Origin of the sequence: Comamonas sp. w2-DMI, from assembly GCF_040187735.1 — a bacterium.
In the GTDB taxonomy this organism is placed as follows: Bacteria; Pseudomonadota; Gammaproteobacteria; order Burkholderiales; family Burkholderiaceae_C; genus Comamonas; species Comamonas terrae.
Genome location: NZ_JBANEL010000008.1, coordinates 195,897 through 219,053 on the forward strand (window position 1 = coordinate 195,897; position 23,157 = coordinate 219,053).

The window sequence follows — 23,157 nt, forward strand, 5'->3', positions numbered from 1 at the left end:
ACCTTCGTAGCAATTCAGTTGATAACGGAGGTTTACGCAATGACGATAGAAGACACGCTACTGCAACGCTTCGGCCCGCTGCTGAGCATGGCACAGCTCGCCTCCGTCCTGGATCGATCACCGGATGGCCTGCGGGTCAGTTTGCGCACGACGAGCGAATGGGCGGGGCGAATCAACAAGGCTCGCTTGAAGATCGGTCGGCGCGTCTACTTTCGAACCTCGCAGATCGCCGAGGTGCTGAGCGACGAATCCCTGTACGGAACGGGGAACTGAGTCGTGGCGATTGACGTCCTGGCGGCGTTCGAGTGCGAACCGCCGGTGCTGGACTTCATATGGCCGGGCTTCCTCGCGGGAACCGTCGGCGCGCTCGTCGCCCCAGGGGCCACGGGCAAGAGCTTCTGGGCGCTGGAAGCGGCCATGAGCATCGCATGCAGCGTTGCCGGCGGCGACCTCGTGGGCCTGGCCCCCGCACACACCGGGCGCGTGGTCTATCTGGCCGGGGAAGACCCGCCGCCCGCGCTTGTCCGGCGCATTCACGCCATCGGCCAGCACCTTGGGCATACAGCCCGCCAAGCCATCGCCGAGAACCTCGTGCTTGAGCCGATCATGGGCAAGCGCCTGAACGTCATGGACGAGGCTCACTTGCGCCGCGTCATCGAGTACAGCGCCGGGGCGAGGCTGATCGTGCTGGACACCCTGAGCCGCATCCACGCCCTCGATGAGAACAGCAACGGCAACATGGCCCACCTCGTGGCCGTGCTGGAGCAGGTCGCGGCTACCACGGGCGCATCCGTGCTCTACCTGCACCACGTCAGCAAAGGAAGCGCCCGCGAAGGGCAGACCGACCAGCAGCAGGCCGCGCGTGGCGCGTCCGCGCTGATCGACAACGCCAGGTGGTGCGGTTACGTCGCCCGCATGACTGAGGACGAGGCGAAGCGCCTCAGCGACCGCGCCCATGACCGGCAGCCCATCGGCGATGAGCGGCGCGGCTTCTTCGTGCGTTTCGGCGTCAGCAAGCAGAACTACGACGCCACGCCGCTTGATCGCTGGTACATGCGGCACGCCGGCGGCGTGCTGGTGCCGGTGGAGCTGTATGAGGCCAGCAGGAATGAGGAAAGACGTAATAGTCGGAGGCGAGGCGATGGCTTTTGACCTCACCCATGCCAGGCACGACCCAATGCACTGCTTGGTCCCCGGCTTGTTCCGCAGTCTCAAGCGCGGTGAACGGAAGAAACTCAAGCTCGATGTGACGTATCACTACGCCGGGACTGAACAAGCGCGGTTCGTCGGTTTCGAGCCTCTTGGCGCTGATGACATGCGGCTGCTGCAAGGTCTTGTGGCTCTTGGAGGGCCGAAGGGCATCATCCTGACGCCAGAGCCAACAGCGGACTTGCCGAAGCAACTCCGTCTATTCCTTGAGCCGAAGTTCGACGCGGTGGGGCAGGATGCGCTGGTCGTGCGAGAGAGCATGACCCGCCTGCTAGGCGAAATCGGCTTGACCGATGGCGGTGACAACATCCGGGCGATCAAGGCGTGCTTGCTGCGCATGGCAAACGTGACGGTGGTGCTCACCAAGGGAAGCCGGCAAAGGTCTTTTCACCTGATGAGCTATGCCTTCGATGAGGATGACGGACGGCTGTTTGTCGCGTTGAATCCTCAGATTGCAGAGGCGATTCTTGGGCGGCGCCCATATACCCGCATCGAGATGGTCGAGGTGCGGGCGCTGCAAACCGACCCGGCCCGCCTGATTCACCAACGGCTATGCGGCTGGATCGACCCCGGCAAAGCCGGGCGCGTGGAACTCGATACCCTTGCTGGCTACGTCTGGCCGGACGAGGCGAACGCCGAGGCCATGAAGAAGCGCCGCCAGAAGGCCCGCAAGGCTCTGGCCGAGCTTGCCACCGTGGGATGGAAGGTCAGCGAGTATGCGGCAGGGAAGTGGGAAATTGGCAGGCCGAAGCCCGTAGTAACGTTCCCCAAGCTCCGTAGCAACGTTCCCCTTCACCCGTAGCAACGTTCCCCGCCTCAAACCGGAAAACAGAGCAACGGCGCGGGCTTGCGGCTAGTCCGCAAATTCCATCCATGATCTTCCAAGATCATCCACTAGGCGCGGCACTTGCCGCCGCCCTTTAGGGCGACGCCAAGTCCTTGCCGATGGTCGGCCTGCGGCCGAGTTGTACGCCAGAAGGGCGGTCAGCTCCGGCCGGTTCTTTTTAGCGGCTAAAACGCTGCGCCCCTCAAGTGTCAATAAGATGTTGTATGTTGTATGTTGTATGTTGTAGCGCGCTACAACATACAACAGTTCAATTCAATGCCCTGGCCACGTCATGAGATCGGCCTTTCTTTCGCGCGCTACGTCGAGCTGCAGCATCGTCATCTCCGGCGAGGCTGGCCATGTCCGGGCCATGGTCGACCATCGCCACGTCCGACGATGCACCGAGGGCCCCATCGCCAGTTCTGACGATGACGGCCGCCGGCGCTGGAGCTCGCATCGCCACTTCTGACGATGCGATCCTCTCTTTGACACTTGAGGGGCCGAGCGGCGGGGATCTCCCGGCCTACTCCCCTCTTGGCGTTCAATTTTCCGTGCTGAATGAGCTGCCATCCCTGTTTCGATGGGCGTGCCTGTGTCATCGGCTCTATGTCAACCATTTCGGCCAATTATTGGAATGTTGTGTAGGCCAGCACTCCGTAACCTTCGGAGTAGTTCAGTTGATAACGGAGGTTTACGGACATGGCGACGACAGAAAGCAGCTACCCCGAGGAGCTGGCCGCACGGCTGGCTCTTCAGCAGAAGACCTCGCAAACAAAGCGCAGGGACTACCTGGCCGCTTTCATGGCGGTGCGCTCGGACGTGAAGGAAGCGATGGAGGCCGGCTACGCGCTCAAGATCATCTGGGAGCACCTGCGCGAGGTCGGGCGCATCCCTTTCCGGTATGAGACGTTCCTGAAGTACGTTCGCCAGCACATCACCAATGCGCGGCCTAGCTCAATGGGGCAGGGTACGAAGTAAGCAAAGTTCCATGCTCAATCGCTGCAAGCGCATGGCTGAAACGCTGTTACCGGCCTCTTGGATCTCTGCAAGCACGCGGACATTGGCAATTTCCGTTGGTTTTCCCGCTGTTGGCGCGCTGTTGCGAAGCAACGGTGCGGTTACAGCGCGAAGTTCGATGAGTCATACGAGGCAAAAACAACGCCGTAAGGCGGGCAGGATGTGTGAAGTAGGCCCACCGGCAAGCCGGTTGTCCTTCTTCACTGTCCCTTATTCGCGCGGGGCGCTCAACGGGCATCCTGCTCTGCGAGGCTGCCGGCTACCGCCGGTTGGAGGACACATGGGTGACGAGAATCGAATCACCAGGAAGGGCAGCCCGCCGATCAAGGTGTACTGCCTTCCAGAAGAACGCGAACTGATTGAGGCGAACGCCAAGATGGCGGGGATCAGCGTGGCGCGCTATCTGCGCGACGTAGGCCAGGGCTACCAGGTCAAGGGAGTCATGGACTACCACTACGTACGCGAGCTGGCGCGGGTGAATGGCGACCTTGGCCGGCTGGGCGGATTGCTCAAGCTCTGGCTGACCGACGATCCGCGCACTGCCCGTTTCGGCGATGCAACGATTCTCGCCCTGTTGGCTCGGATCGAAGCTACTCAGGATGAAATGAGTCGGCTTATGAAATCGGTGGTGCAGCCGAGGGCCGACCGTTGAGAGTTTTAGCGGCTAAATTTCCGTGTGCCGGACGCGACACGAGGCACTTCCAGGCCGCCGGCCTGAGCGTTATCAACTCTCGGGAGGACGCATAAGGCCAGGGACACCCCGTAAGGGCCGAGAGCAGAATCACCGAAGCCCGGGCCTCAGTGCCAAGGGCGATACCGATTAGCTAGTGGCGTAGCTCTTCGATGAAACCTTGCCGTGGGCAAGCGCGAGCTTGGTCAAGGCATTGCCTTTCTTTCATCGAATGGAGATTGCGACCATGAAGCACGTCCGTTTTTTAGCGGCTAAAACCGCGCTCGCCGCCGCTCTGGCCGGCAGCATCATCGTCACCCCGGCGCAGGCCGGCATCCCCGTCATCGACGGCGGCAACCTGGTGCAGAACGTCATGACCGCCATTGAGTCGGTGGCGCAGACGCTCAAGCAGATCGAGCAGTACCAGACTCAATTGCAGCAGTACGAAAACATGCTGCAAAACACCATGGCTCCGGCCGCCTATATCTGGGACCAGGCGCAGTCCACCATCAATGGACTGATGGCCGCCACCGACACGCTGAACTACTACCGGAATCAGCTCGGCAGCATCGATGCGTACCTGGGCAAGTTCCAGGATGTGGCCTATTACCGTGGTTCGCCTTGCTTCTCGGCCGCTGGGTGCTCGGATGCCGAGCGCGCTGCGATGGAGCAAAACCGCAGCCTGGCGAGCGAGAGTCAGAAGAAGGCGAACGACGCGCTTTTCAAGGGCCTGGAGCAACAGCAGCGCAACCTTTCCGCCGATGCTCGCCAGCTCGAACGGCTCCAGTCCGCCGCGCAGGGCGCGACCGGGCAGATGCAGGCCATCGGCTACGCCAACCAGCTCGCCGCCAACCAGGCAAACCAGCTTCTGCAAATCCGTGGCCTGCTGATCGCACAGCAGAACGCCGCGACGGCCAGGATGCAGGCGCAGGCCGACCTAGAGGCGCAACAGCAGGCCGCCGGCGCGACTTCCCGGGAGTCCAGGATCGAGCGGACGGCCAACCCGAGAAACTGGCTCGAACTGACCCGCTGACGGAGGCCCTGCACCATGAAGAAAACGATGCTGCTTACCGGCCTCGTGGTGGTGCTGGTGGCTGGTTGCGACAACAAGCCGGCCATCCCGCCCATGCCCGAGGTCAATGACACCAATTGCCAGATCGAGGCGATCAAGAAGATCGAGGACAGGGCCACGCGCGAGAAATTCGCCGGGCTGTGCTCGCGCCGGTCGCCGGCCGCCGGCGGCATCGCGCCGACCGAGAAGCCCATGAACTGGCTCGAACTGGCCGACCCGAAAGACCAGAAGGAGGCGAAGCCATGAAAACACTGCACAAGGCGGCGCTGATCGGCGTCGCCCTCGCGCTTTACTCCACCGCCGCATCGGCCCAACTCACCAATCAGGGGATGCTTGACCAGGTGGTGACGGAGTTCGCCACGCGAGCCACGTCCTGGCAGACGGTGGTGATGAATGCCGCGATGTTCCTGTTCTGGACGCTGGGCACGATCTCGCTGGTTTTCACCTTCGGCTTCATGGCGCTGCGCAAGGCTGACATTGGCGAGTTCTTCGCCGAGTTCATCAGGTTCATCCTGTTCTTCGGCTTCTTCCTCTGGCTATTGCGCAACGGCCCGGCCTTCGCCAACTCGATCATCCAGTCACTGGCCCGGATCGGCGAGCAGGCGTCCGGGGTGGCGTCGGTGACACCCTCGGGCATTGTGGATATCGGCTTCATGATCTTGAAGCAGGCATTCAGGAACTCGTCGATCTGGTCGCCCGTGGATAGCTTCATCGGTGTGGCCTTGAGCGTCGGCATCCTGATCCTGCTGGCTGTTGTCGCCGTGAATATGTTGCTGCTGCTCGTATCAGGCTGGCTGCTGATGTACGCCGGAATCTTCTTCCTCGGCTTCGGTGGAAGCCGTTGGACTTCCGACATGGCGATCAACTACTACAAGACCGTGCTGGGCGTGGCCGCGCAGATCATGACGATGGTGCTCCTGGTCGGCATCGGGAACGACCTGCTTTCCAGCTTCTACGCCAGGATGAACACCGGCACCCTGAACTTTGAAGAGCTGGGCGTGATGCTGGTGTTCTGCGTGGCGTTGCTCATGCTGGTCAATCGTGTGCCCCCGCTTGTCGCCGGCATCATCACCGGCTCGGGGATCGGTGGCGCTGGCGGCATTGGCAACTTCGGTGCAGGTGCCGCCATCGGTGCGGCTATGGGCGCGTCGAGTATGGCCGCCGGAGCGGCCAGCGTGGCTGGCGCGGCCGTGATGGGCGGTGCGGCCTCGGCCGCCGGCGGCATGTCGGCGATTAGGGCGGCGTTCGAGAAAGCAGGGGCTAGCGCCGGTGGCGAATCGGGCGGAGTGCCCATGTTTGGTGGTGGTGCTGGCGGTGATTCCGATGCTGGACCGTTCGCGCAGGCGGCGGGCTTTGGTGGCGGCGGTTCCAGTGCCGGCACAAGTACGCCGCTCGGCCAGGCGGCTGGCTTTTACAGCTCTGGAAGCTCCAGCAATTCGGGCGGCAGCGGCGGCGAATCGAGGGGCGGCGACAAAGCCGGCTCCAGCTCGAAGGGTAGCGGCGATGTCGGCGGCTCGAAGGCCGGCGGCGGCAGCGACGCTGGCGGCCAAGCCGGCCGAGGTGCGGGAGGCCTTGTCGCTGCGACGGCTGCGAACCTGGTGCAAGGCATTGGCGACGTTGCGCAGGCCAAGGCGGCCAGCATCCGCGACGCCGCCGCCGAACGCATCGCCGACACCACCGGAGGGAAGATCGCCGCCGCAATCCGGGCGAGCAGCCAGACAGACCGGGCGGTCGACGATGTGCCCAGCTTCGGCGGCAACAGCCTGGCAGGGGCCGATTCGGCTGCTGCTGATCCTGATGATGAAGTGGTCGCGTTCGCCAACCGCGACAAGGAGGTATGACGATGACGCCGAGAGGATTTTTCGACTGCCTGGACGTTGCCGCTGCCGAGCAGCGCCAGGCGCAGGCGGTTGAGGTTGAGCCGGTCGACGATCAATCGACTGATGCAGACCCGGCGGCAGAAGTTGCGGCCTTTGTTGATCGACCTGCTCCGCCCGTCATTGAGGCCACCAAGCTGGCGGCCAGGTCGGGCGGCTACGCCAGCAGCTACGGCAGCAGCGCGAGAAGCACGCCGCTGGCCGAGGCCGCCGGCTTCTACGGCACCGGCAGCCGATAAGCGCGTCGGCCGGCGTGGGGCCGGCCGACACTTCCACAACCCACCTGTTAGAGAGGTGAATCATGGCAACCCTGAATCCTACCAATGCAACGCAGGCCGTTCATCATGCAGCCGTGCAACTCGCCGCGCTCGACTGGCTAGACCAGGACGCGGCGCGGCAGCTCGGGCCGCTCGCCGAGGCCGTGGCGAACGCTTTCATGGTCGTGTTTTACCAGGCCGAGACGGGCCAGGCGACACCTGCCGACTTTCGCGAGGCCCTGGACGCGGTGCGGCAGTCACTCGGCGCCGCGTAGGCACGCGCACCAGGAGCAGCAAGGGCGGCCATTGGCCGCCCTTGTCATTTCCGGGCCTGCATCGTCAAAGGTGACGATGTGCGCTGGCGTGCTCGAGCATCGCCAGATCGGACGATGACGGCCGCTCTGGCCTTCTCCCTTGGCGTGGATCGCATCGTCGCTTCTAGCGATGAGATCCAGCGCACCAGAACGGCGCACGTCGAGCTGCAGCACCGCCAGGAATGGCGATGCTGGCCAGCTCTCCTACTCGATGCCGTGCATGGCCTTCGCCCGCGCTGCGACGGCCTGTGCGTGTTCGATATAGGCCGGGTCGGCTGTGGCCTCGGCTTCGGCCAGGAAGGTGCTGATCGCCTCGGCCGAGGTCAGCGTCTCGGCCGGGTCGAAAGGCGTCAGCTCACGGCCAACGGCCGGCGCATCCACCCATTCGCGTTGTTCCGGCGGCAGTGGATACACGCCGGCGGCTTCGGCCTCGGCCAGCAGCTCGGCCAGGGTGTAGCGCACCTGGTCAGGCGTGACGGCGCGGGCGGGATCGGCCTTCAAGGCGTCATAGGCCGGGCCGACCTTCTCATGCAGCCAGTTTTCCAGGTTCTTCGAGCCTGTCATCGACTGGCCTCATCAAGCATGGATGCCAGGCGCTCCAGGTCATTGACCGATTGCGAGCGAAAGCGGCCGGTCAGCAGCTCGTGCAGCGCGGCCGGCGTCAATCCGAGAAGCGTAGCCGCTTGCTCGGTCGACAACTGTCGCGCCTTGATGGCCTCGCCGATCTTGGTGACGAGTCGGGTCTTGACCAGCATTTCGCCGGCGTCGGGATAGCCCAGGTCGGCATAGACGTTGGCGCTGCCGTGCTGAATGTTCGGGGTGTCGTCAGCGTTCAGGTCGGCCAGCAGCTCGGCGACTGTGGCGAACCGCCCCGAGACACGGCCGGCGCGGCTGTCTGCAATTGCTTCCTCGGTTTCCTTCCTGCCCATCGCACACCTCACGCTGATTTGCCTAGCCCGTCTCATCCAGATGAGGCCACAGAGAGCGCGGCTGTGAAGGCCAAAGAGTACTACGTTGCGTGTTTTCCCCGGAAGAAGACACGCCGACCACCTTCTTGGCGTAAACCATCTACGACCCGGTGGCTAAAGCACATGGCCTTGCCATCGAGCCGGTGCCGCGAGCCCGCCGCAACGCATGGCGCCGGCCGAATCCATGGCGTCGCGCACATGAGATTCGGGGTTCACTTGGGTGGATCAGATGGTAAACTTGGCCAAACTTTGGAAGACTTCGCCGCGCGACACCAAGCGAGCCGCCTGACATGAACCAACCTGATAGCGAAATTCTCACGCTGGATGAAGTGGCGGTCTACCTCAAGGCAGGGAAGAAGACCGTTTACCGGCTGGCCCAGCAGGGGGAGATACCGGGATTCAAGCTGGGCGGCACCTGGCGGTTTCGTCGCAGCGAGCTGGATCGCTGGATTGCCGCGCAGATAGCCGAGAAAACGCAGGACAAGACATGAGCGCCCCGAAAAACGATAGCAACCAGGCGGCCTCGCCCCGAGAGGGGGCTGCACGTCCATGAACGCCGTAGAAATCGAACAAGCCATCACCGACCTCGCGGAGCAGCCGTTCGACCGTGCGGAGTTCCCCTATGCCTTTCTTGAGGCGTTCGGCAACAAAGCGACCACCATCAAGCGCCTGCGCGCGGGGGCGTCGAACAAGTCCGACCTCGGCGGTGTTCTCCAGACCAGCAATATCCACATCCTGACCTGCGACGTAGGGCGGGTGACACAGACGCTGGCCGCTCTCAAGGCCAGCCCGGCGACGGCCAAGGCCAAGGCGAAGTTCATCCTCGCCACCGACGGTGCGGACTTCGAGGCCGAAGACCTGGCCAGCGGTGAGACCGTCGCCTGTGCCTTCAAAGACTTTCCCGACCACTTCGGCTTCTTCCTGCCGCTGGCGGGCATCAGTACCGTCCGCCAGATCAGCGAAAACGCCTTCGACATTCGGGCCACCAGCCGCCTGAACCGTCTGTACGTCGAACTGCTGAAAGACAACCCTGAATGGGGCACGGCGGAGCGCCGCCACGACATGAACAAGCTCATGGCGCGGCTGATTTTCTGTTTCTTCGCCGAGGACACCGACATTTTCATCGGGAAGGGGCGTTTCACCGAAACCGTTGCGCAGATGAGCGCCAAGGACTCGTCCAACACGCACGAGGTCATCGCCACGCTGTTCCGCGCCATGAACACCAAGCGCGAGGACCGGGCTGCCGCCAAGATTCCTCGATGGGCCGAAGATTTCCCCTACGTCAACGGGGCTTTGTTCTCCGGCGGCGACGAGGTGCCGCGATTCAGCAAGATCGCCCGGTCCTACCTGCTGCACGTTGGTGGCCTGGACTGGACCAAGATCAATCCTGACATCTTCGGCTCGATGATCCAGGCCGTGGCCGAAGACGAGGAGCGCGGCGAGCTGGGGATGCACTACACCAGCGTTCCCAACATTCTGAAGGTGCTCAATCCGCTGTTCCTCGACGACCTGCGGGCGAAGCTGGAGGAGGCGGGCGACAACGCCCGCGTGTTGCTCAACCTGCGCAAGCGCATTGCCAAGATCAGGGTATTCGACCCGGCCTGCGGCTCGGGCAATTTTCTGGTCATCGCTTATAAGGAAATGCGCGCCATCGAGGCCGAGATCAATCGGCGGCGCGGCGAGCCGGATCGCGCGTCGGAGATCCCGCTCACCAACTTTCGCGGGATTGAGCTGCGTGACTTCCCGGCGGAGATTGCCCGCCTTGCGCTGGTCATCGCCGAGTATCAGTGCGACGTGCTGTACCGGGGGCAGAAGCTGGCCCTGGCCGAGTTTCTGCCCCTGCGTAACGAGAACTGGATCACCTGCGGCAACGCGCTGCGGCTCGACTGGTTGAGCGTTTGCCCGCCCACCGGGACGGACGTGAAGGTGCTGGCGGATGATCTGTTTGAGACGCCGCTCGACCAAGCGGAGATTGACTTCGAGAACGAAGGCGGCGAGACGTACATCTGCGGCAATCCGCCGTACCAAGGAAGCGTTGGTCAGACAGCGCAGCAGAAGGAAGACATGGCGCGAGTCCTCGCGCCCCTTCTAAAGACTTACAAGGATTTGGACTATGTAGCCGCGTTCGTTCTGAAAGCAGCTCAGTTCAACAATTTTACTGGGGCGGCAAGCGCATTCGTAACGACTAACTCCATCACTCAAGGAGAGCAAGTTGCAATGCTTTGGCCGCTCGTATTTAAAGAGTGCAACACGATCAACTTTGCGCACACATCGTTCTTGTGGAGCAACCTCGCTAGTAACAAAGCTGCTGTCACGTGTGTGATTCTCGGCCTGACGACCAACCCTGGCTCTGAAAGGAAACTGTTCGGCGAAGGCACTGTTAGATCATGCGCCAACATTAGTCCGTATCTTGTCGCTGCTGATACCGTGATTGTCACGAAGAGATCGAGTGCGCTTTCAGCCATCGGACATATGCAGTCGGGGAATAAGCCGACTGATGGAGGTCATCTGACACCATCTACTGAAGAGAAGGATCAAATAATTGCAGCGAGTCCAGATGCCAGACGCTTCCTAAAGCGCTACGTTGGATCGCGCGAATTGATAAACGGTGGAGCTCGCTGGTGCATATGGATCGAGGATGACGATCTTGAAGAGGTAAATCGCATCGATATTCTTCGTGACCGCCTCGAAAAGGTTCGCGAAATGCGCTTGAGTAGTAACGGAGCTCAAGCCAACGAGAACGCTGCCACGCCGCATCGCTTCGTTTTCGCCCCTCATAGTCGCCACGCTGCAATCGCAGTTCCGAATGTGTCGTCGGAACGAAGGTTGTTTCTTCCGTGCGAGATAACTGGATATGACACCGTTGTCTCCAATCTCGCGTCGGTGATTTACGATGCGCCGCTTTGGAACTTGGCACTGATTGCATCACGCCTGCATCTCGTTTGGATCGCCACCGTTTGTGGCAGGCTGAAGACCGATATTCGCTACTCCAATACCCTCGGCTGGAACACCTTCCCCGTGCCCACGCTCACCGACAAGAACAAGGTCGATCTCACGCGCTGCGCTGAGGATATCTTGCTGGCGCGGGAGCATCACTTCCCCGCGACCATCGCGGACCTGTACGACCCCGAGAACATGCCCGCTGACCTGCGTGCCGCACATGATCGCAACGACGAAGTGCTGGAGCGCATCTACATCGGTCGGCGCTTCAAGAACGACACTGAGCGGCTGGAAAAGCTGTTTGACCTTTATACCAAGATGACCGCTTCGGCTGCACCGGCCAAGGGCAAGAAACGCAAGGCGGGAGCCAACGCATGAGCGACAAGATCAAGTCCGTACCGTCCGTTTCCGTCACCTACGCCCGAAACGGCGCATCGACCAAGGCCAATGCTCTTGGGATGCGGCCCATGCAGGAGCGGGCCTACGAGAAGCGGGGCGAGCAATACCTGCTTATCAAGTCGCCGCCCGCATCGGGCAAGAGCCGTGCGCTGATGTTCGTGGCACTCGACAAGCTCAAGAACCAAGGCTTGAAGCAGGCCATCATCGTTGTGCCGGAGAGGTCCATCGGTGCCAGCTTCAACGACGAACCGCTGTCGAAGTACGGCTTCTGGGCGGACTGGCAGGTCGAACCCAAGTGGAACCTGTGCAATGCGCCAGGCAACGACAACGGCGGCAAGGTCAAGTCGCTGGGCGCATTCCTCGAAGGCGAGGACAAGGTGCTGGTCTGCACCCATGCGACCTTCCGCTTCGCTGTCGATGCCTACGGCGTCGAGGCGTTCGACGACCGATTGATCGCGGTCGATGAGTTCCACCACGTTTCGGCCAATCCGGACAACAAGCTCGGCTTGCACCTGGGGCAGTTCTTCGCGCGGGGCAAGACGCACATCGTCGCCATGACCGGCTCCTACTTCCGTGGCGACGCCGAGGCCGTGCTCGCGCCGCAGGATGAGTCGAAGTTCGATACCGTCACCTACACCTACTACGAGCAGCTCAACGGCTACGAGTACCTCAAGCAACTCGACATCGGCTACTTCTTCTACAGCGGGCCTTACGTCGACGACATCCTCAATGTCCTCGATCCCGCCGAGAAGACCATCATCCACATCCCGAATGTCAATTCGCGCGAGAGCACGAAGGACAAGATGCGGGAAGTGGAGCACATCATCGAGGCGCTGGGTGAATGGCAAGGCATCGACCCTGCGACCGGCTTCCAACGTGTCAAGCGCCCCGATGGCCGCGTGCTGCGGATCGCCGATCTCGTCGATGACGATGCCGCCAAGCGCGACCGCGTGTCCGCCGCGCTCAAAGACCCGGCGCAGAAGAACAGCCGCGACCATGTGGACATCATCATCGCGCTGGGCATGGCGAAGGAAGGCTTCGATTGGATTTGGTGCGAACATGCACTGACCGTGGGCTACCGCGCCAGCCTGACCGAGATCGTGCAGATCATCGGCCGAGCTACCCGCGACGCGCCCGGCAAGACCCGCGCGAGGTTCACCAACCTGATCGCCGAGCCGGACGCAGCCGAGGAAGCTGTCACCGAGGCCGTTAACGATACGTTAAAGGCCATCGCGGCGAGCCTGCTGATGGAGCAGGTTCTTGCTCCGCGCTTCGAGTTCAAGCCCAAGAACCCCGACAGTGGCCCGGTGCCGGGTTTTAACTACGGCGAGGGTGGCTACGACCCGGATCGCTGCAACATCGGCGTCAATGAGCAGACAGGGGCGTACCAAATCGAGATCAAGGGCATCGCCGAGCCCAAGAGCAAGGAGGCGGCGCGAATCTGTCAGGAAGACCTGAACGAAGTCATCGCGGCCTTCGTGCAGGACAAGCCCACCATTGAGCGCGGCCTGTTCGATGAGGAGTTGGTGCCCGAGGAGCTGACGCAGGTTCGCATGGGCAAGATCATCAAGGACAAGTATCCCGAGCTTGACGCCGAAGATCAGGAGGCCGTGCGCCAGCATGCCATCGCCGCCCTCAACCTGACGCAACAGGCCAAGCGGCTTGTCACCGAAGGCGAGAGCGACGGGTCGCCCAACACCGCCCTGATCGACGGCGTGCGCCGCTTCGCGATGGACGTGCGCGAGCTGGACATTGACCTCATCGACCGCATCAACCCCTTTGGCGAAGCCTACGCCATCCTCGCCAAGACCATGAGCGAGGACAGCTTGAAGCAGGTCGCGGCGGCCATCTCGGCGAAGCGCACGAGTCTGACGCCGGACGAGGCGAAGGAGATGGCTGTTCGCGCCGTTCAGTTCAAGAAGGAGCGCGGACGCATTCCTGCACTCGATTCCCAGGATGCCTGGGAGCGACGCATGGCCGAAGGCGCGGCCGCCTTTATGCGATTCAAGGCGGAGGGGCGCTATGAGTAACTCCGATCTTGACGAACTCGCTGCGGAGCTTGCCGAGTTCGCACCGCCCGAGGCGAAGGCCGGACGGCCGGCCAGTGAGGAGCGCGTCATCGCGGGCTTCGAGGAAATCCAACGCTTCACCGAGAAGCACGGGCGTGCGCCGCAGCATGGTGAGGATCGCGATATTTTCGAGCGCCTCTATGCCGTGCGCCTGGACCGCTTGCGTGCGCTCCCGGACTGCCGCGCCCTGCTGGAGCCGCTGGACCATCAGGGCTTGCTTGCCGGGGCGCCTACCGTTGCCGCTTCGGCAGATGAAGCCATCGACATCGACGACCTGGCCGCCGAGCTGGCGGGCGTAGCCGACGCAGACGACATCACGGTCCTACGCCATGTCCGCACCAGCGCCGACAAGCGCGCCGCCGAGGAGATCGCGGATCGCAAGCCTTGCGAAGACTTCGAGGCGTTCAAGCCACTGTTCGAGCGCGTAGCGACGGAAGTCAAGACCGGATTGCGCCAGTCCCAGCCCATAGAGGCGGGCCGCCGCGCGATTGAGGCCGGGGACTTTTTCGTTCTCGATGGAATCACGCTCTACGTCGCAGACGTCGGCGAACCGCTGAGAACCACCGCCGGGGAAGTGGACCGCCGCCTGCGCCTCATCTTCTCCAACGGCACCGAAAGCAATCTGCTGTTGCGCTCGCTCCAGCGCGCTTTCTACAACGACCCCGCCGCGCGGCGGCTGGCCTCGCCCGAGAGCGGACAACTCTCCTTCGGCGGCGAGCTTGAGGCCGATGATGTCGAAAGCGGCACGATCTACGTCCTGCGCTCCCTCTCCGATCATCCCTATGTCGCGCAGCACCGCGACATCATCCACAAGATGGGCGTGACCGGGGGCAGGGTGGAGACGCGCATTGCCAACGCCGAACACGACTCCACCTACCTGCTGGCGAAGGTCGAAGTGGTAGCGACCTACAAGCTCGCGGGCGTCAACCGCACCCGGATGGAGAACCTGTTCCACAGACTGTTCGCGCCCGCGCGGTTGAACATCACGATCAACGACCGCTTCGGTCATCCTGTGCAGCCTGAGGAATGGTTCCTAGTGCCACTTCATGTGATCGACGAGGCGGTTCAGCGCATTCGAGATGGATCGATCACCGAGTTTATCTATGACCCGCAGACCGCTCGACTGGTGGGCTACGCGCGGACTAACTATAAGGATGAACCATGATGGAAAGTCTGCGACCGAAGCAGTCAGAGGCTCGATCCATGGTCTTTGCAGAAGGGGCGCAGTGGGTCCGTGCTGACTTTCATCTGCATACCCGAGCGGACCGAGAATTCAAGTTCACGGGCGATGACAACTTCTACAACAGCAACTATGTGGATGCGTTGGAGAAAGCGGACATCCGATTGGGCGTCATTACCAACCACAACAAGTTCGACTTCGAAGAATTCAAAGCACTGCGCAAGACGGCCCAGAAGAAGGGTATTGCGCTGCTGCCAGGCGTTGAGTTGTCGGTCAATGACGGGGCTAATGGCATCCACACGCTTGTTGTGTTCTCCGACGAATGGATCGATGAACACAATTACATCAACCCCTTTCTGACCAGCGCATTCGAAGGTAAAACGCCCGCGCAGTACGAGCAGGAGAACGGGCGCACTTCATGGTCGCTTCTGGAGACCATCAAGAAGCTGGAAGGCTATCACCGGGACTTCTTCCTTGTCTTCGCCCATGTCGAAGCCCCGAGTGGCCTGTGGGCGGAGCTGGATGGCGGCCGGCTTACTGAGTTGGGGCAAAACGAGTTCTTCCGACGCAGAACGCTGGCTTTTCAGAAGGTACGCACGCACGACGGCGCAGGCAAAGACAAACCCTGCCGCACCAAGATTCAAAGCTGGCTACAGAGCTGGTACCCCGCCGAACTGGAAGGCAGCGACCCTAAGAGTGTCGATGAAATCGGTCGAGGCAAAGCCAGCTACCTGAAGCTGGGCGAACTGTCCTTCGAGGCGGTCAAGTTTGCCTTGAGCGATCCCGCTGGGCGGGTAGCCATGGAGCCGCCCAAACATCAAGCGTCGCACATCCGCAGCATCCGCTTCGACGGCGGCATCCTCGATGGGCAAGTGCTGCATTTCTCTTCCGAACTCAACACGTTGATCGGCATCCGGGGCAGCGGCAAATCGTCCATCCTGGAGGCAGTACGCTACGCCCTCGACATTCCACGCGGCGAGAAGGCGCAGGACACCAAGTACAAGGATGAGTTGATCCGCCATACCCTTGGCAGCGGCGGCAAGGTGACGCTGACAGCATGTGACGTGTACGGACAGGAGTTCACCATCTCCCGCATCTTCCGCGAAGCCCCGAATGTCTATTTGGGCGGCAAGTTGCAACCCGGCGTGTCGATCCGGGAAACCGTACTGCGCCGTCCGATCTACTTCGGCCAGAAGGACCTTTCCAGCACCGGCGAAGGCTTCGAGACCGATCTGGTGGAAAAGCTGGTTGGCGAGAAGCTGCGTGTGCTGCGTGACGAAATAGAGGTTCAACGCCAGCGCGTGCGTGACGCTGCTCAGCGCTGGCTCAAGCTCAGCAACACGGCCGAACTCAAGCGCGACTTCGAGACCCAACTAAATGATGCCAACTTCCGTCTGACCAAGTTCGCGGAGCACGGTGTCGCCGATAAGCTCCAAAAGCGACTTGGCTTCCAGCAGGACGCCACAGCGCTCGCGCGCATGATGGAGCGGGCAGACAGCTTCATCCTCGCTCTAGGAAGTCTGATTGCCGAGCATGAGGACGAGCTGCGGAACGCAACGAGCTACGTTTCCAAGCAGAACCCGGATTTCTTCACGGCCTACTACGCTGAGTTCTCCAGCCTCGTTGCCAAGGTCGATCAGCTCAAGCAGATCGAGCGAGAAGCGAACGTCATTGCAGCTCGCCTCAAGACCAAACAGGGCGAATTTGAAGGCGCAAGCAGGAGCCTTCAGGAGGAGTTCGCACAAGTCGAGCGCCAACTGGCTCAGGAGCTCAAGCAAACCGGCATGACTGCCATCCAGCCGGACGACTTCCTGGCCCAGCAGCAGCGCAAAACCAAGGCGGAGCAAATGCTGGAGGCGCTGGCCAAGCAGGAATCACAGCAGACCAGCATCCGCGACGCGCTGTTTGCCGAGATCGACAAACTCAATGAACTATGGCTGCGCGAGTTCAATACCATCAAGGTAGAGCTGGACCGCGTGAACGCTGGCCACACCGCCCTGCAGATCGAAGCGGACTTCAAGGGCGACAAGGAAGCCGCCATCAGCTTCATGCAGCAGCTCTTCAAGGGCAGCAACATTCGCGAAACCACGCTGCGCGCAGTGATGGAGGACTATGCCGATTTTGGCGGCCTCCTACGTGCCTTGCCGGGAGCCTTGGCGAAGGCCGGCAGCACCCCCGAGGTCTTCGAAAAGACCTTCATGCAGAACCTGACCGATTTCGTCACCTGGCAGGTGCCCAACCGCTTCGTCATCCGCTATCGCGGCAAAGAGTTGAAGCACCACTCTCTCGGGCAGCGCGCTTCGGCGCTGTTGCTGTACGTGCTCAGTCAACGCCAGAACGACGTGATCATCATCGACCAACCGGAAGACGATCTGGACAACCAGACCATTTACGACGATGTGATCAAGCTGCTACGGGAAATGAAGCCTCACGCCCAATTCATCTTCGCCACCCACAACGCCAACTTCCCGGTGCTGGGTGACGCGGAACAGGTGCACGCCTGCCAATACCAGGACGAGAAGGTCGCCACGCGAAGCGGCAGCATCGACGCCCGCCCGGTGCAGGACGCCATCATCAACATCATGGAAGGAGGCCAGGAAGCCTTCAACCGTCGCAAAGAGGTCTACAACCTATGGAAACCACAGAGCTGATCGACCTGCTCAGCCGGGGCGAGGACAGTCGGCAGCAGTTCAAGACGGACATCAACAATGCCGACGCCTTGGCAGCAGAGATCGTTGCCTTCAGCAACACCGCTGGTGGTCGCATCTTCATTGGGGTGAACGACGACGGTTCGGTGCGCGGTCTATCCGGCGCCGACGTTGCTCGTCTCAACATGCTCATCGCCAACGTGGCCTCGCAGGTCGTGCGTCCCGCCGTGAACCCGCTCACGGAAAACGTGCCTCACCCGGCAGGCACGGTGCTGGTGCTCTCTATCGCTGAGGGCGTCAACAAGCCCTACATGGACAAGAACGGCGCGATTTGGGTGAAGAACGGCTCGGACAAGCGCCGCGCCACCTCGCGCGAGGAATTGCAGCGCCTGTTCCAGCAGGCGGGTTTGGTGCACGCCGACGAAACGCCCGTAGCGGGCTTGAGCGCGGGCGATGTGGACATGCCCTATTTCGAAACCTTCTTCGAGCAGCAATTCGGTGAGCCGCTCGCCCAGCATAACCAGCCGCTGCCGCAGTTGCTGACCAACATGAACCTGATGAACCAGGGGCAGCTCAACGTGGCGGGCGGTCTGCTGTTCGCCAAATCACCGCACTACGCGCTACCCGCCTTCGTCGTCAAGGCCGTCGCCTTTGTCGGCACCCAGATTGAGGACGAACGCTACATCGACAGCCGCGACATCGTCGGCAAGCTGGCCGACGTGTTCCAGCAGACGTTGGGCTTTATCGTCGCTAACACCCGCGCCGCGCAGGGCGAGCAGGGCTTCAACTCCCAGGGGCAGCCTGAGATTCCCCGCATCGTCTGGGAAGAACTGGTCGCCAACGCCCTCATTCACCGCGACTACTTCGTCAGCGCGCCGATCCGCGTACTGGTCTTCGCGGATCGTGTCGAGATCATCAGCCCTGGCCACCTGCCCAACAACCTGACTATCGAGAACATCAAGGCCGGCAACTCCAATATGCGCAACCCCATCCTGGCGTCCTTTGCCGCCAAGCTCCTGCCTTATCGCGGATTGGGTAGCGGCCTGCTGCGCTCACTGAGGGCATGGCCGCAGATCGAACTCATCGATGATCGGTCCGCCAATCTGTTCAAGGCTATCGTGGCGCGTCCCAGCTTGCTGGAGCCGGCCGGAAGTTCTTGACTGGGGTCGTCTCAGAAAACGGAAAATAAAGCACGCTAAGGCATAGCCGAACCTGCCAAGCTTGCTCCACCCTGTAGTGACGCGATCAGCGGGCAGGAAACGTTCCCCCTTCGCGCATGGCAGGCGCACACCAACTCAGACAGCACGGCCTCCATGCGCGCCAGGTCAGCCATTTTCTCGCGCACGTCCTTGAGCTTGTGCTCGGCCAGACTGCTGGCTTCCTCGCAATGGGTGCCATCCTCCAGCCGCAGCAGCTCGGCGATCTCATCCAGGCTGAAGCCCAGCCGCTGGGCTGATTTCACGAAGCGCACCCGCGTTACATCCGCCTCGCCATAGCGGCGGATGCTGCCATAGGGCTTGTCAGGCTCCAGCAACAAGCCCTTGCGCTGATAGAAACGGATGGTCTCCACATTGACCCCGGCCGCCTTGGCGAAAACGCCAATGGTCAGGTTCTCCAAATTGTTTTCCATATCGCTTGACTCCGTACATGAGTACGGAAGTAAGGTTACGCTATCCAATTTCAATTCGAAAGGACAAGCGCATGTCTGAACCAAAAACCGGGCGCGGCGCGCTCTTCACTGGAGGGCTTGCCGCCATCCTCGCCTCGGCTTGCTGCCTCGGGCCGTTGGTTCTGATCGCCTTGGGGTTCAGCGGCGCTTGGATCGGCAACTTGGCGGTGTTGGAACCCTATCGCCCCATCTTTATCGGCGTGGCGCTGGTGGCGTTGTTCTTCGCCTGGCGGCGCATCTACCGGCAGGCAGCGGCCTGCAAACCGGGTGAGGTCTGCGCGATTCCCCAAGTGCGAGCTACTTACAAGCTCATTTTCTGGATCGTGGCCGCGCTGGTTCTGGTCGCGCTCGGATTTCCCTACGTCATGCCATTTTTCTACTGATCGGAGTTCACCATGAAGAAACTGTTTGCCTCCCTCGCCCTCGCCGCCGTTGTTGCCCCCGTCTGGGCCGCCACCCAGACCGTCACGCTGTCCGTACCGGGCATGACCTGCTCCGCCTGCCCGATCACTGTCAAGAAGGCGATTTCCAAGGTCGAAGGCGTCAGCAAAGTTGACGTGACTTTCGAGACACGCCAAGCGGTCGTCACCTTCGACGATGCCAAGACCAGCGTGCAGAAGCTGACCAAGGCAACCGCAGACGCGGGCTATCCGTCCAGCGTCAAGCAGTGAGTCACTGAAAACGGCACCGCAGCACAACGGACGTCATTGTCTGGCGCCACAAACGATAAAGGATCTGTTGCATGACCCATCTAAAAATCACCGGCATGACTTGCGACTCGTGCGCGGCGCACGTCAAGGAAGCGCTGGAAAAAGTGCCAGGCGTGCAGTCGGCGCTGGTGTCCTATCCGAAGGGCACAGCGCAACTCGCCATCGTGCCGGGCACATCGCCGGACGCGCTGACTGCCGCCGTGGCCGGACTGGGCTACAAGGCAACGCTAGCCGATGCGCCACTGGCGGACAACCGCGTCGGACTGCTCGACAAGGTGCGGGGATGGATGGCCGCCGCCGAAAAGCACAGTGGCAACGAGCCCCCGGTGCAGGTAGCGGTCATTGGCAGCGGTGGAGCCGCGATGGCGGCGGCGCTGAAAGCCGTCGAGCAAGGCGCGCAGGTCACGCTGATCGAGCGCGGCACCATCGGCGGCACCTGCGTCAATGTCGGCTGTGTGCCGTCCAAGATCATGATCCGCGCCGCCCACATCGCCCATCTGCGCCGGGAAAGCCCGTTCGATGGCGGTATTGCGGCAACTGTGCCTACGATTGACCGCAGTAAGCTGCTGGCCCAGCAGCAGGCCCGCGTCGACGAACTGCGGCACGCCAAGTACGAAGGCATCCTGGGCGGTAATCCGGCCATCACCGTTGTGCACGGTGAGGCGCGCTTCAAGGACGACCAGAGCCTTACCGTCCGTTTGAACGAGGGTGGCGAGCGCGTCGTGATGTTCGACCGCTGCCTGGTCGCCACGGGTGCCAGCCCGGCGGTCCCGCCGATTCCGGGCTTGAAAGAGTCACCCTACTGGACTTCCACCGAGGCCCTGGCGAGCGACACCATTCCCGAACGCCTTGCCGTAATCGGCTCGTCGGTGGTGGCGCTGGAGCTGGCGCAAGCCTTTGCCCGGCTGGGCAGCAAGGTCACGGTCCTGGCGCGCAATACCTTGTTCTTCCGTGAAGACCCGGCCATCGGCGAGGCGGTGACAGCCGCTTTCCGTGCCGAGGGCATCGAGGTGCTGGAGCACACGCAAGCCAGCCAGGTCGCCCATATGGACGGTGAATTCGTGCTGACCACCACGCACGGTGAATTGCGCGCCGACAAACTGCTGGTTGCCACCGGTCGGACACCGAACACGCGCAGCCTCGCGCTGGACGCAGCGGGGGTCACTGTCAATGCGCAAGGTGCCATCGCCATCGACCAAAGCATGCGCACGAGCAACCCGAACATCTACGCGGCCGGCGACTGCACCGACCAGCCGCAGTTCGTCTATGTGGCGGCAGCGGCCGGCACCCGTGCCGCGATCAACATGACCGGCGGCGATGCGGCGCTCGACCTGACCGCAATGCCGGCCGTGGTGTTCACCGATCCGCAAGTGGCGACCGTGGGCTACAGCGAGGCGGAAGCCCACCACGACGGGATCGAGACCGACAGCCGCACCTTGACCTTGGACAACGTGCCGCGTGCGCTCGCCAACTTCGACACACGCGGCTTCATCAAGTTGGTTATCGAGGAAGGCAGCCATCGGCTGATCGGCGTACAGGCGGTCGCGCCGGAAGCGGGTGAACTGATCCAGACGGCGGCTCTGGCCATTCGCAACCGCATGACGGTGCAGGAACTGGCCGACCAGTTGTTCCCCTACCTGACGATGGTCGAGGGGTTGAAGCTCGCGGCGCAGACCTTCAACAAGGATGTGAAGCAGCTTTCCTGCTGCGCCGGGTGAGAAAAAGGAGGTGTTCAATGAACGCCTACACGGTGTCCCGGCTGGCTCTTGATGCCGGGGTGAGCGTGCATATCGTGCGCGACTACCTGCTGCGCGGATTGCTGCGCCCGGTGGCGTGCACACCAGGCGGCTACGGCTTGTTCGATGACGCCGCCTTGCAACGGCTGTGCTTCGTGCGGGCGGCCTTCGAGGCGGGCATCGGCCTCGACGCGCTGGCGCGGCTGTGCCGGGCGCTGGATGCGGCGGACGGCGACGAAGCGGCCGCGCAGCTTGCCCTGCTGCGTCAGTTCGTCGAGCGTCGGCGCGAAGCGTTGGCCGATCTGGAAGTGCAGTTGGCCACCCTGCCGACCGAGCCGGCACAGCACGCGGAGAGTCTGCCATGAACAACCCCGAGCGCTTGCCGTCCGAGACGCACAAACCGATCACCGGCTACCTGTGGGGCGGACTGGCTGTGCTGACTTGCCCCTGCCACCTGCCCATCCTCGCTGTCGTGCTGGCCGGCACAACCGCCGGTGCTTTCCTCGGCGAGCATTGGGTCATCGCGGCGCTCGGTTTGACCGGCCTGTTCCTTCTGTCCCTGTCGCGGGCGTTGCGGGCATTCAGGGAAAGAGAATGAGCGCTTTCCGGCCGGATGGATGGACGACGCCGGAACTGGCCCAAGCGGTCGAGCGCGGGCAGCTTGAACTGCACTACCAGCCCGTCGTCGATCTGCGCAGTGGTGGGATTGTCGGCGCGGAAGCCCTGTTGCGCTGGCGTCATCCGACGCTTGGACTATTGCCACCGGGCCAGTTCCTGCCCGTGGTCGAATCGTCCGGCCTGATGCCTGAAATCGGCGCTTGGGTGCTGGGCGAAGCCTGCCGCCAGATGCGTGACTGGCGAATGCTGGCATGGCGACCGTTCCGGCTGGCCGTCAATGTTTCGGCGAGCCAAGTGGGACCGGACTTCGACGGGTGGGTAAAGGGCGTGCTGGCTGATGCCGAGTTGCCCGCCGAGTATCTCGAAATCGAGCTGACCGAATCGGTCGCGTTTGGTGATCCGGCGATCTTCCCCGCCCTGGACGCCTTGCGGCAGATCGGTGTGCGCTTCGCCGCCGATGACTTCGGGACGGGGTATTCCTGTCTGCAACATCTGAAGTGCTGCCCAATCAGCACGCTCAAGATCGACCAATCGTTTGTCGCCGGGCTCGCCAACGACCGCCGCGACCAAACCATCGTGCACACCGTGATTCAGCTTGCGCACGGGCTGGGCATGGATGTGGTGGCTGAAGGCGTGGAAACATCGGCGAGTCTTGATCTATTGCGACAAGCGGACTGCGACACAGGACAAGGCTTCCTGTTCGCGAAGCCAATGCCGGCGGCGGCATTCGCCGTCTTCGTCAGTCAATGGAGGGGTGCCACCATGAATGCAAGTGACTCGACCACCACCAGTTGCTGCGTGTGCTGCAAGGAAATCCCGCTCGATGCCGCCTTCACCCCGGAAGGCGCGGAATACGTCGAGCACTTCTGCGGGTTGGAGGGCTCCGTTGCAATAAGGAAGTTCGCATGAGCGAAAGCGAGCAGTGCCGATCGCTCAGGCGGCCAAGGAATAGAACTGGTCTGCGGCGGACGCAACTTG

25 protein-coding genes are annotated in these 23,157 nt (G+C 62.1%); 22 read left to right on the forward strand and 3 right to left on the reverse strand.

Going from position 1 to position 23,157, the window contains the following annotated elements:
- The first annotated feature begins 39 nt into the window (after positions 1–39).
- From V8Z74_RS11090 to V8Z74_RS11135, 10 genes are all read left to right on the forward strand, one after another.
- Complete coding sequence (locus V8Z74_RS11090; RefSeq protein WP_033996783.1) at positions 40–273, forward strand: SPRY domain-containing protein; 234 nt, start codon at positions 40–42, stop codon at positions 271–273.
- A 3-nt stretch (positions 274–276) separates the two neighbouring features.
- Positions 277–1,152 carry a helicase RepA family protein gene (locus V8Z74_RS11095; RefSeq protein ID WP_166226519.1) on the forward strand — a complete coding sequence of 292 codons (876 nt, stop codon included), beginning with the start codon at positions 277–279 and terminating at the stop codon, positions 1,150–1,152.
- Positions 1,142–2,011, forward strand: coding sequence for a replication protein C, IncQ-type (gene repC / locus V8Z74_RS11100; RefSeq protein WP_166226522.1), 870 nt, complete (start codon positions 1,142–1,144; stop codon positions 2,009–2,011). Before V8Z74_RS11095 ends, repC begins: the two co-directional genes overlap by 11 nt.
- Positions 2,012–2,734: 723 nt before the next feature.
- Entirely contained in the window at positions 2,735–3,013 is a 279-nt protein-coding gene (locus V8Z74_RS11105) for a TraK family protein (protein ID WP_047350570.1), read from the forward strand.
- Positions 3,014–3,332: 319 nt separating this feature from the next.
- Complete coding sequence (traJ, locus tag V8Z74_RS11110; protein WP_166226524.1) at positions 3,333–3,704, forward strand: conjugal transfer transcriptional regulator TraJ; 372 nt, start codon at positions 3,333–3,335, stop codon at positions 3,702–3,704.
- Positions 3,705–3,969: 265 nt separating this feature from the next.
- Positions 3,970–4,755 (forward strand): P-type conjugative transfer protein TrbJ, encoded by a 786-nt coding sequence (gene trbJ / locus V8Z74_RS11115; RefSeq protein WP_033996778.1) that lies wholly within the window; start codon positions 3,970–3,972, stop codon positions 4,753–4,755.
- 15 nt (positions 4,756–4,770) lie between these two features.
- Entirely contained in the window at positions 4,771–5,040 is a 270-nt protein-coding gene (gene trbK / locus V8Z74_RS11120; RefSeq protein ID WP_026437069.1) for an entry exclusion lipoprotein TrbK, read from the forward strand.
- Positions 5,037–6,635 carry a P-type conjugative transfer protein TrbL gene (gene trbL / locus V8Z74_RS11125; protein ID WP_166226526.1) on the forward strand — a complete coding sequence of 533 codons (1,599 nt, stop codon included), beginning with the start codon at positions 5,037–5,039 and terminating at the stop codon, positions 6,633–6,635. The genes trbK and trbL overlap by 4 nt, the downstream gene beginning before the upstream one ends.
- Positions 6,632–6,910: a hypothetical protein gene (locus V8Z74_RS11130; RefSeq protein ID WP_047350574.1), complete on the forward strand. Its 279-nt coding sequence runs from the start codon at positions 6,632–6,634 to the stop codon at positions 6,908–6,910. Before trbL ends, V8Z74_RS11130 begins: the two co-directional genes overlap by 4 nt.
- A 62-nt stretch (positions 6,911–6,972) precedes the next feature.
- Positions 6,973–7,203, forward strand: coding sequence for a type I toxin-antitoxin system ptaRNA1 family toxin (locus V8Z74_RS11135; RefSeq protein ID WP_010378963.1), 231 nt, complete (start codon positions 6,973–6,975; stop codon positions 7,201–7,203).
- A 243-nt stretch (positions 7,204–7,446) separates the two neighbouring features.
- Here V8Z74_RS11135 and V8Z74_RS11140 read toward each other — a convergent pair whose 3' ends face one another.
- Together V8Z74_RS11140 and V8Z74_RS11145 are read right to left on the reverse strand one after the other, a co-directional pair.
- Positions 7,447–7,806: a helix-turn-helix domain-containing protein gene (locus tag V8Z74_RS11140; RefSeq protein WP_047350575.1), complete on the reverse strand. Its 360-nt coding sequence runs from the start codon at positions 7,804–7,806 to the stop codon at positions 7,447–7,449.
- Positions 7,803–8,171, reverse strand: a complete 369-nt coding sequence (locus V8Z74_RS11145) for a helix-turn-helix domain-containing protein (protein ID WP_166226528.1) — start codon at positions 8,169–8,171, stop codon at positions 7,803–7,805. The genes V8Z74_RS11140 and V8Z74_RS11145 overlap by 4 nt, the downstream gene beginning before the upstream one ends.
- 329 nt (positions 8,172–8,500) lie before the next feature.
- On the opposite strand from V8Z74_RS11145, the gene mads1 reads away from it, so the two are divergent.
- Genes mads1 through V8Z74_RS11175 form a run of 6 tightly spaced genes read left to right on the forward strand, consistent with a single transcriptional unit; the run spans position 8,501 to position 18,606 of the window.
- Positions 8,501–8,701 carry a methylation-associated defense system helix-turn-helix domain-containing protein MAD1 gene (gene mads1 / locus V8Z74_RS11150; protein WP_010378957.1) on the forward strand — a complete coding sequence of 67 codons (201 nt, stop codon included), beginning with the start codon at positions 8,501–8,503 and terminating at the stop codon, positions 8,699–8,701.
- 58 nt (positions 8,702–8,759) lie between these two features.
- Entirely contained in the window at positions 8,760–11,528 is a 2,769-nt protein-coding gene (locus V8Z74_RS11155; protein WP_166226530.1) for a class I SAM-dependent DNA methyltransferase, read from the forward strand.
- Positions 11,525–13,579 (forward strand): DEAD/DEAH box helicase, encoded by a 2,055-nt coding sequence (locus tag V8Z74_RS11160; protein WP_166226532.1) that lies wholly within the window; start codon positions 11,525–11,527, stop codon positions 13,577–13,579. Before V8Z74_RS11155 ends, V8Z74_RS11160 begins: the two co-directional genes overlap by 4 nt.
- Positions 13,572–14,783: a GIY-YIG nuclease family protein gene (locus V8Z74_RS11165; protein WP_166226534.1), complete on the forward strand. Its 1,212-nt coding sequence runs from the start codon at positions 13,572–13,574 to the stop codon at positions 14,781–14,783. Before V8Z74_RS11160 ends, V8Z74_RS11165 begins: the two co-directional genes overlap by 8 nt.
- Positions 14,780–17,449, forward strand: coding sequence for a TrlF family AAA-like ATPase (locus V8Z74_RS11170; protein WP_116356570.1), 2,670 nt, complete (start codon positions 14,780–14,782; stop codon positions 17,447–17,449). Before V8Z74_RS11165 ends, V8Z74_RS11170 begins: the two co-directional genes overlap by 4 nt.
- A complete protein-coding gene (locus V8Z74_RS11175; protein WP_166226536.1) occupies positions 17,431–18,606 on the forward strand; it encodes an RNA/DNA-binding domain-containing protein in 1,176 nt (391 codons plus the stop codon). The genes V8Z74_RS11170 and V8Z74_RS11175 overlap by 19 nt, the downstream gene beginning before the upstream one ends.
- A 35-nt stretch (positions 18,607–18,641) precedes the next feature.
- Here the strand turns inward: V8Z74_RS11175 and merR are convergent, their stop codons facing one another.
- Entirely contained in the window at positions 18,642–19,076 is a 435-nt protein-coding gene (gene merR / locus V8Z74_RS11180; protein ID WP_003131969.1) for a mercury resistance transcriptional regulator MerR, read from the reverse strand.
- 71 nt (positions 19,077–19,147) lie between these two features.
- Here merR and merT point away from each other — a divergent pair, with 71 nt between their 5' ends.
- The 6 genes from merT (at position 19,148) to V8Z74_RS11210 (ending at position 23,088) form a co-directional block, all read left to right on the forward strand.
- The gene (gene merT, locus V8Z74_RS11185; RefSeq protein WP_003131974.1) at positions 19,148–19,498 is read left to right on the forward strand and encodes a mercuric ion transporter MerT; all 351 of its coding nucleotides are present in this window, start codon (positions 19,148–19,150) and stop codon (positions 19,496–19,498) included.
- Positions 19,499–19,510: 12 nt separating this feature from the next.
- Positions 19,511–19,786 (forward strand): mercury resistance system periplasmic binding protein MerP, encoded by a 276-nt coding sequence (gene merP / locus V8Z74_RS11190; protein WP_003131987.1) that lies wholly within the window; start codon positions 19,511–19,513, stop codon positions 19,784–19,786.
- Between the two features lie 71 nt (positions 19,787–19,857).
- Positions 19,858–21,543: a mercury(II) reductase gene (merA, locus tag V8Z74_RS11195; protein ID WP_017518823.1), complete on the forward strand. Its 1,686-nt coding sequence runs from the start codon at positions 19,858–19,860 to the stop codon at positions 21,541–21,543.
- A gap of 17 nt (positions 21,544–21,560) precedes the next feature.
- Positions 21,561–21,926, forward strand: a complete 366-nt coding sequence (merD, locus tag V8Z74_RS11200; protein ID WP_000995360.1) for a mercury resistance co-regulator MerD — start codon at positions 21,561–21,563, stop codon at positions 21,924–21,926.
- Entirely contained in the window at positions 21,923–22,159 is a 237-nt protein-coding gene (merE, locus tag V8Z74_RS11205) for a broad-spectrum mercury transporter MerE (RefSeq protein WP_003132004.1), read from the forward strand. Before merD ends, merE begins: the two co-directional genes overlap by 4 nt.
- On the forward strand, positions 22,156–23,088 hold the full coding sequence (locus V8Z74_RS11210; RefSeq protein WP_349709310.1) for a DUF3330 domain-containing protein: 933 nt from the start codon (positions 22,156–22,158) through the stop codon (positions 23,086–23,088). The genes merE and V8Z74_RS11210 overlap by 4 nt, the downstream gene beginning before the upstream one ends.
- Positions 23,089–23,157: the final 69 nt, after the last annotated feature.

Bases quoted from the DNA above. Each gene is read 5' to 3' on its own strand.
- V8Z74_RS11090 (WP_033996783.1), top strand. From the start codon at position 40: ATGACGATAGAAGACACGCTACTGCAACGCTTCGGCCCGCTGCTGAGC.
- repC (WP_166226522.1), top strand. From the start codon at position 1,142: ATGGCTTTTGACCTCACCCATGCCAGGCACGACCCAATGCACTGCTTG.
- V8Z74_RS11105 (WP_047350570.1), top strand. From the start codon at position 2,735: ATGGCGACGACAGAAAGCAGCTACCCCGAGGAGCTGGCCGCACGGCTG.
- traJ (WP_166226524.1), top strand. From the start codon at position 3,333: ATGGGTGACGAGAATCGAATCACCAGGAAGGGCAGCCCGCCGATCAAG.
- trbJ (WP_033996778.1), top strand. From the start codon at position 3,970: ATGAAGCACGTCCGTTTTTTAGCGGCTAAAACCGCGCTCGCCGCCGCT.
- trbK (WP_026437069.1), top strand. From the start codon at position 4,771: ATGAAGAAAACGATGCTGCTTACCGGCCTCGTGGTGGTGCTGGTGGCT.
- trbL (WP_166226526.1), top strand. From the start codon at position 5,037: ATGAAAACACTGCACAAGGCGGCGCTGATCGGCGTCGCCCTCGCGCTT.
- V8Z74_RS11130 (WP_047350574.1), top strand. From the start codon at position 6,632: ATGACGATGACGCCGAGAGGATTTTTCGACTGCCTGGACGTTGCCGCT.
- V8Z74_RS11135 (WP_010378963.1), top strand. From the start codon at position 6,973: ATGGCAACCCTGAATCCTACCAATGCAACGCAGGCCGTTCATCATGCA.
- V8Z74_RS11140 (WP_047350575.1), bottom strand. From the start codon at position 7,806: ATGACAGGCTCGAAGAACCTGGAAAACTGGCTGCATGAGAAGGTCGGC.
- V8Z74_RS11145 (WP_166226528.1), bottom strand. From the start codon at position 8,171: ATGGGCAGGAAGGAAACCGAGGAAGCAATTGCAGACAGCCGCGCCGGC.
- mads1 (WP_010378957.1), top strand. From the start codon at position 8,501: ATGAACCAACCTGATAGCGAAATTCTCACGCTGGATGAAGTGGCGGTC.
- V8Z74_RS11155 (WP_166226530.1), top strand. From the start codon at position 8,760: ATGAACGCCGTAGAAATCGAACAAGCCATCACCGACCTCGCGGAGCAG.
- V8Z74_RS11160 (WP_166226532.1), top strand. From the start codon at position 11,525: ATGAGCGACAAGATCAAGTCCGTACCGTCCGTTTCCGTCACCTACGCC.
- V8Z74_RS11165 (WP_166226534.1), top strand. From the start codon at position 13,572: ATGAGTAACTCCGATCTTGACGAACTCGCTGCGGAGCTTGCCGAGTTC.
- V8Z74_RS11170 (WP_116356570.1), top strand. From the start codon at position 14,780: ATGATGGAAAGTCTGCGACCGAAGCAGTCAGAGGCTCGATCCATGGTC.
- V8Z74_RS11175 (WP_166226536.1), top strand. From the start codon at position 17,431: ATGGAAACCACAGAGCTGATCGACCTGCTCAGCCGGGGCGAGGACAGT.
- merR (WP_003131969.1), bottom strand. From the start codon at position 19,076: ATGGAAAACAATTTGGAGAACCTGACCATTGGCGTTTTCGCCAAGGCG.
- merT (WP_003131974.1), top strand. From the start codon at position 19,148: ATGTCTGAACCAAAAACCGGGCGCGGCGCGCTCTTCACTGGAGGGCTT.
- merP (WP_003131987.1), top strand. From the start codon at position 19,511: ATGAAGAAACTGTTTGCCTCCCTCGCCCTCGCCGCCGTTGTTGCCCCC.
- merA (WP_017518823.1), top strand. From the start codon at position 19,858: ATGACCCATCTAAAAATCACCGGCATGACTTGCGACTCGTGCGCGGCG.
- merD (WP_000995360.1), top strand. From the start codon at position 21,561: ATGAACGCCTACACGGTGTCCCGGCTGGCTCTTGATGCCGGGGTGAGC.
- merE (WP_003132004.1), top strand. From the start codon at position 21,923: ATGAACAACCCCGAGCGCTTGCCGTCCGAGACGCACAAACCGATCACC.
- V8Z74_RS11210 (WP_349709310.1), top strand. From the start codon at position 22,156: ATGAGCGCTTTCCGGCCGGATGGATGGACGACGCCGGAACTGGCCCAA.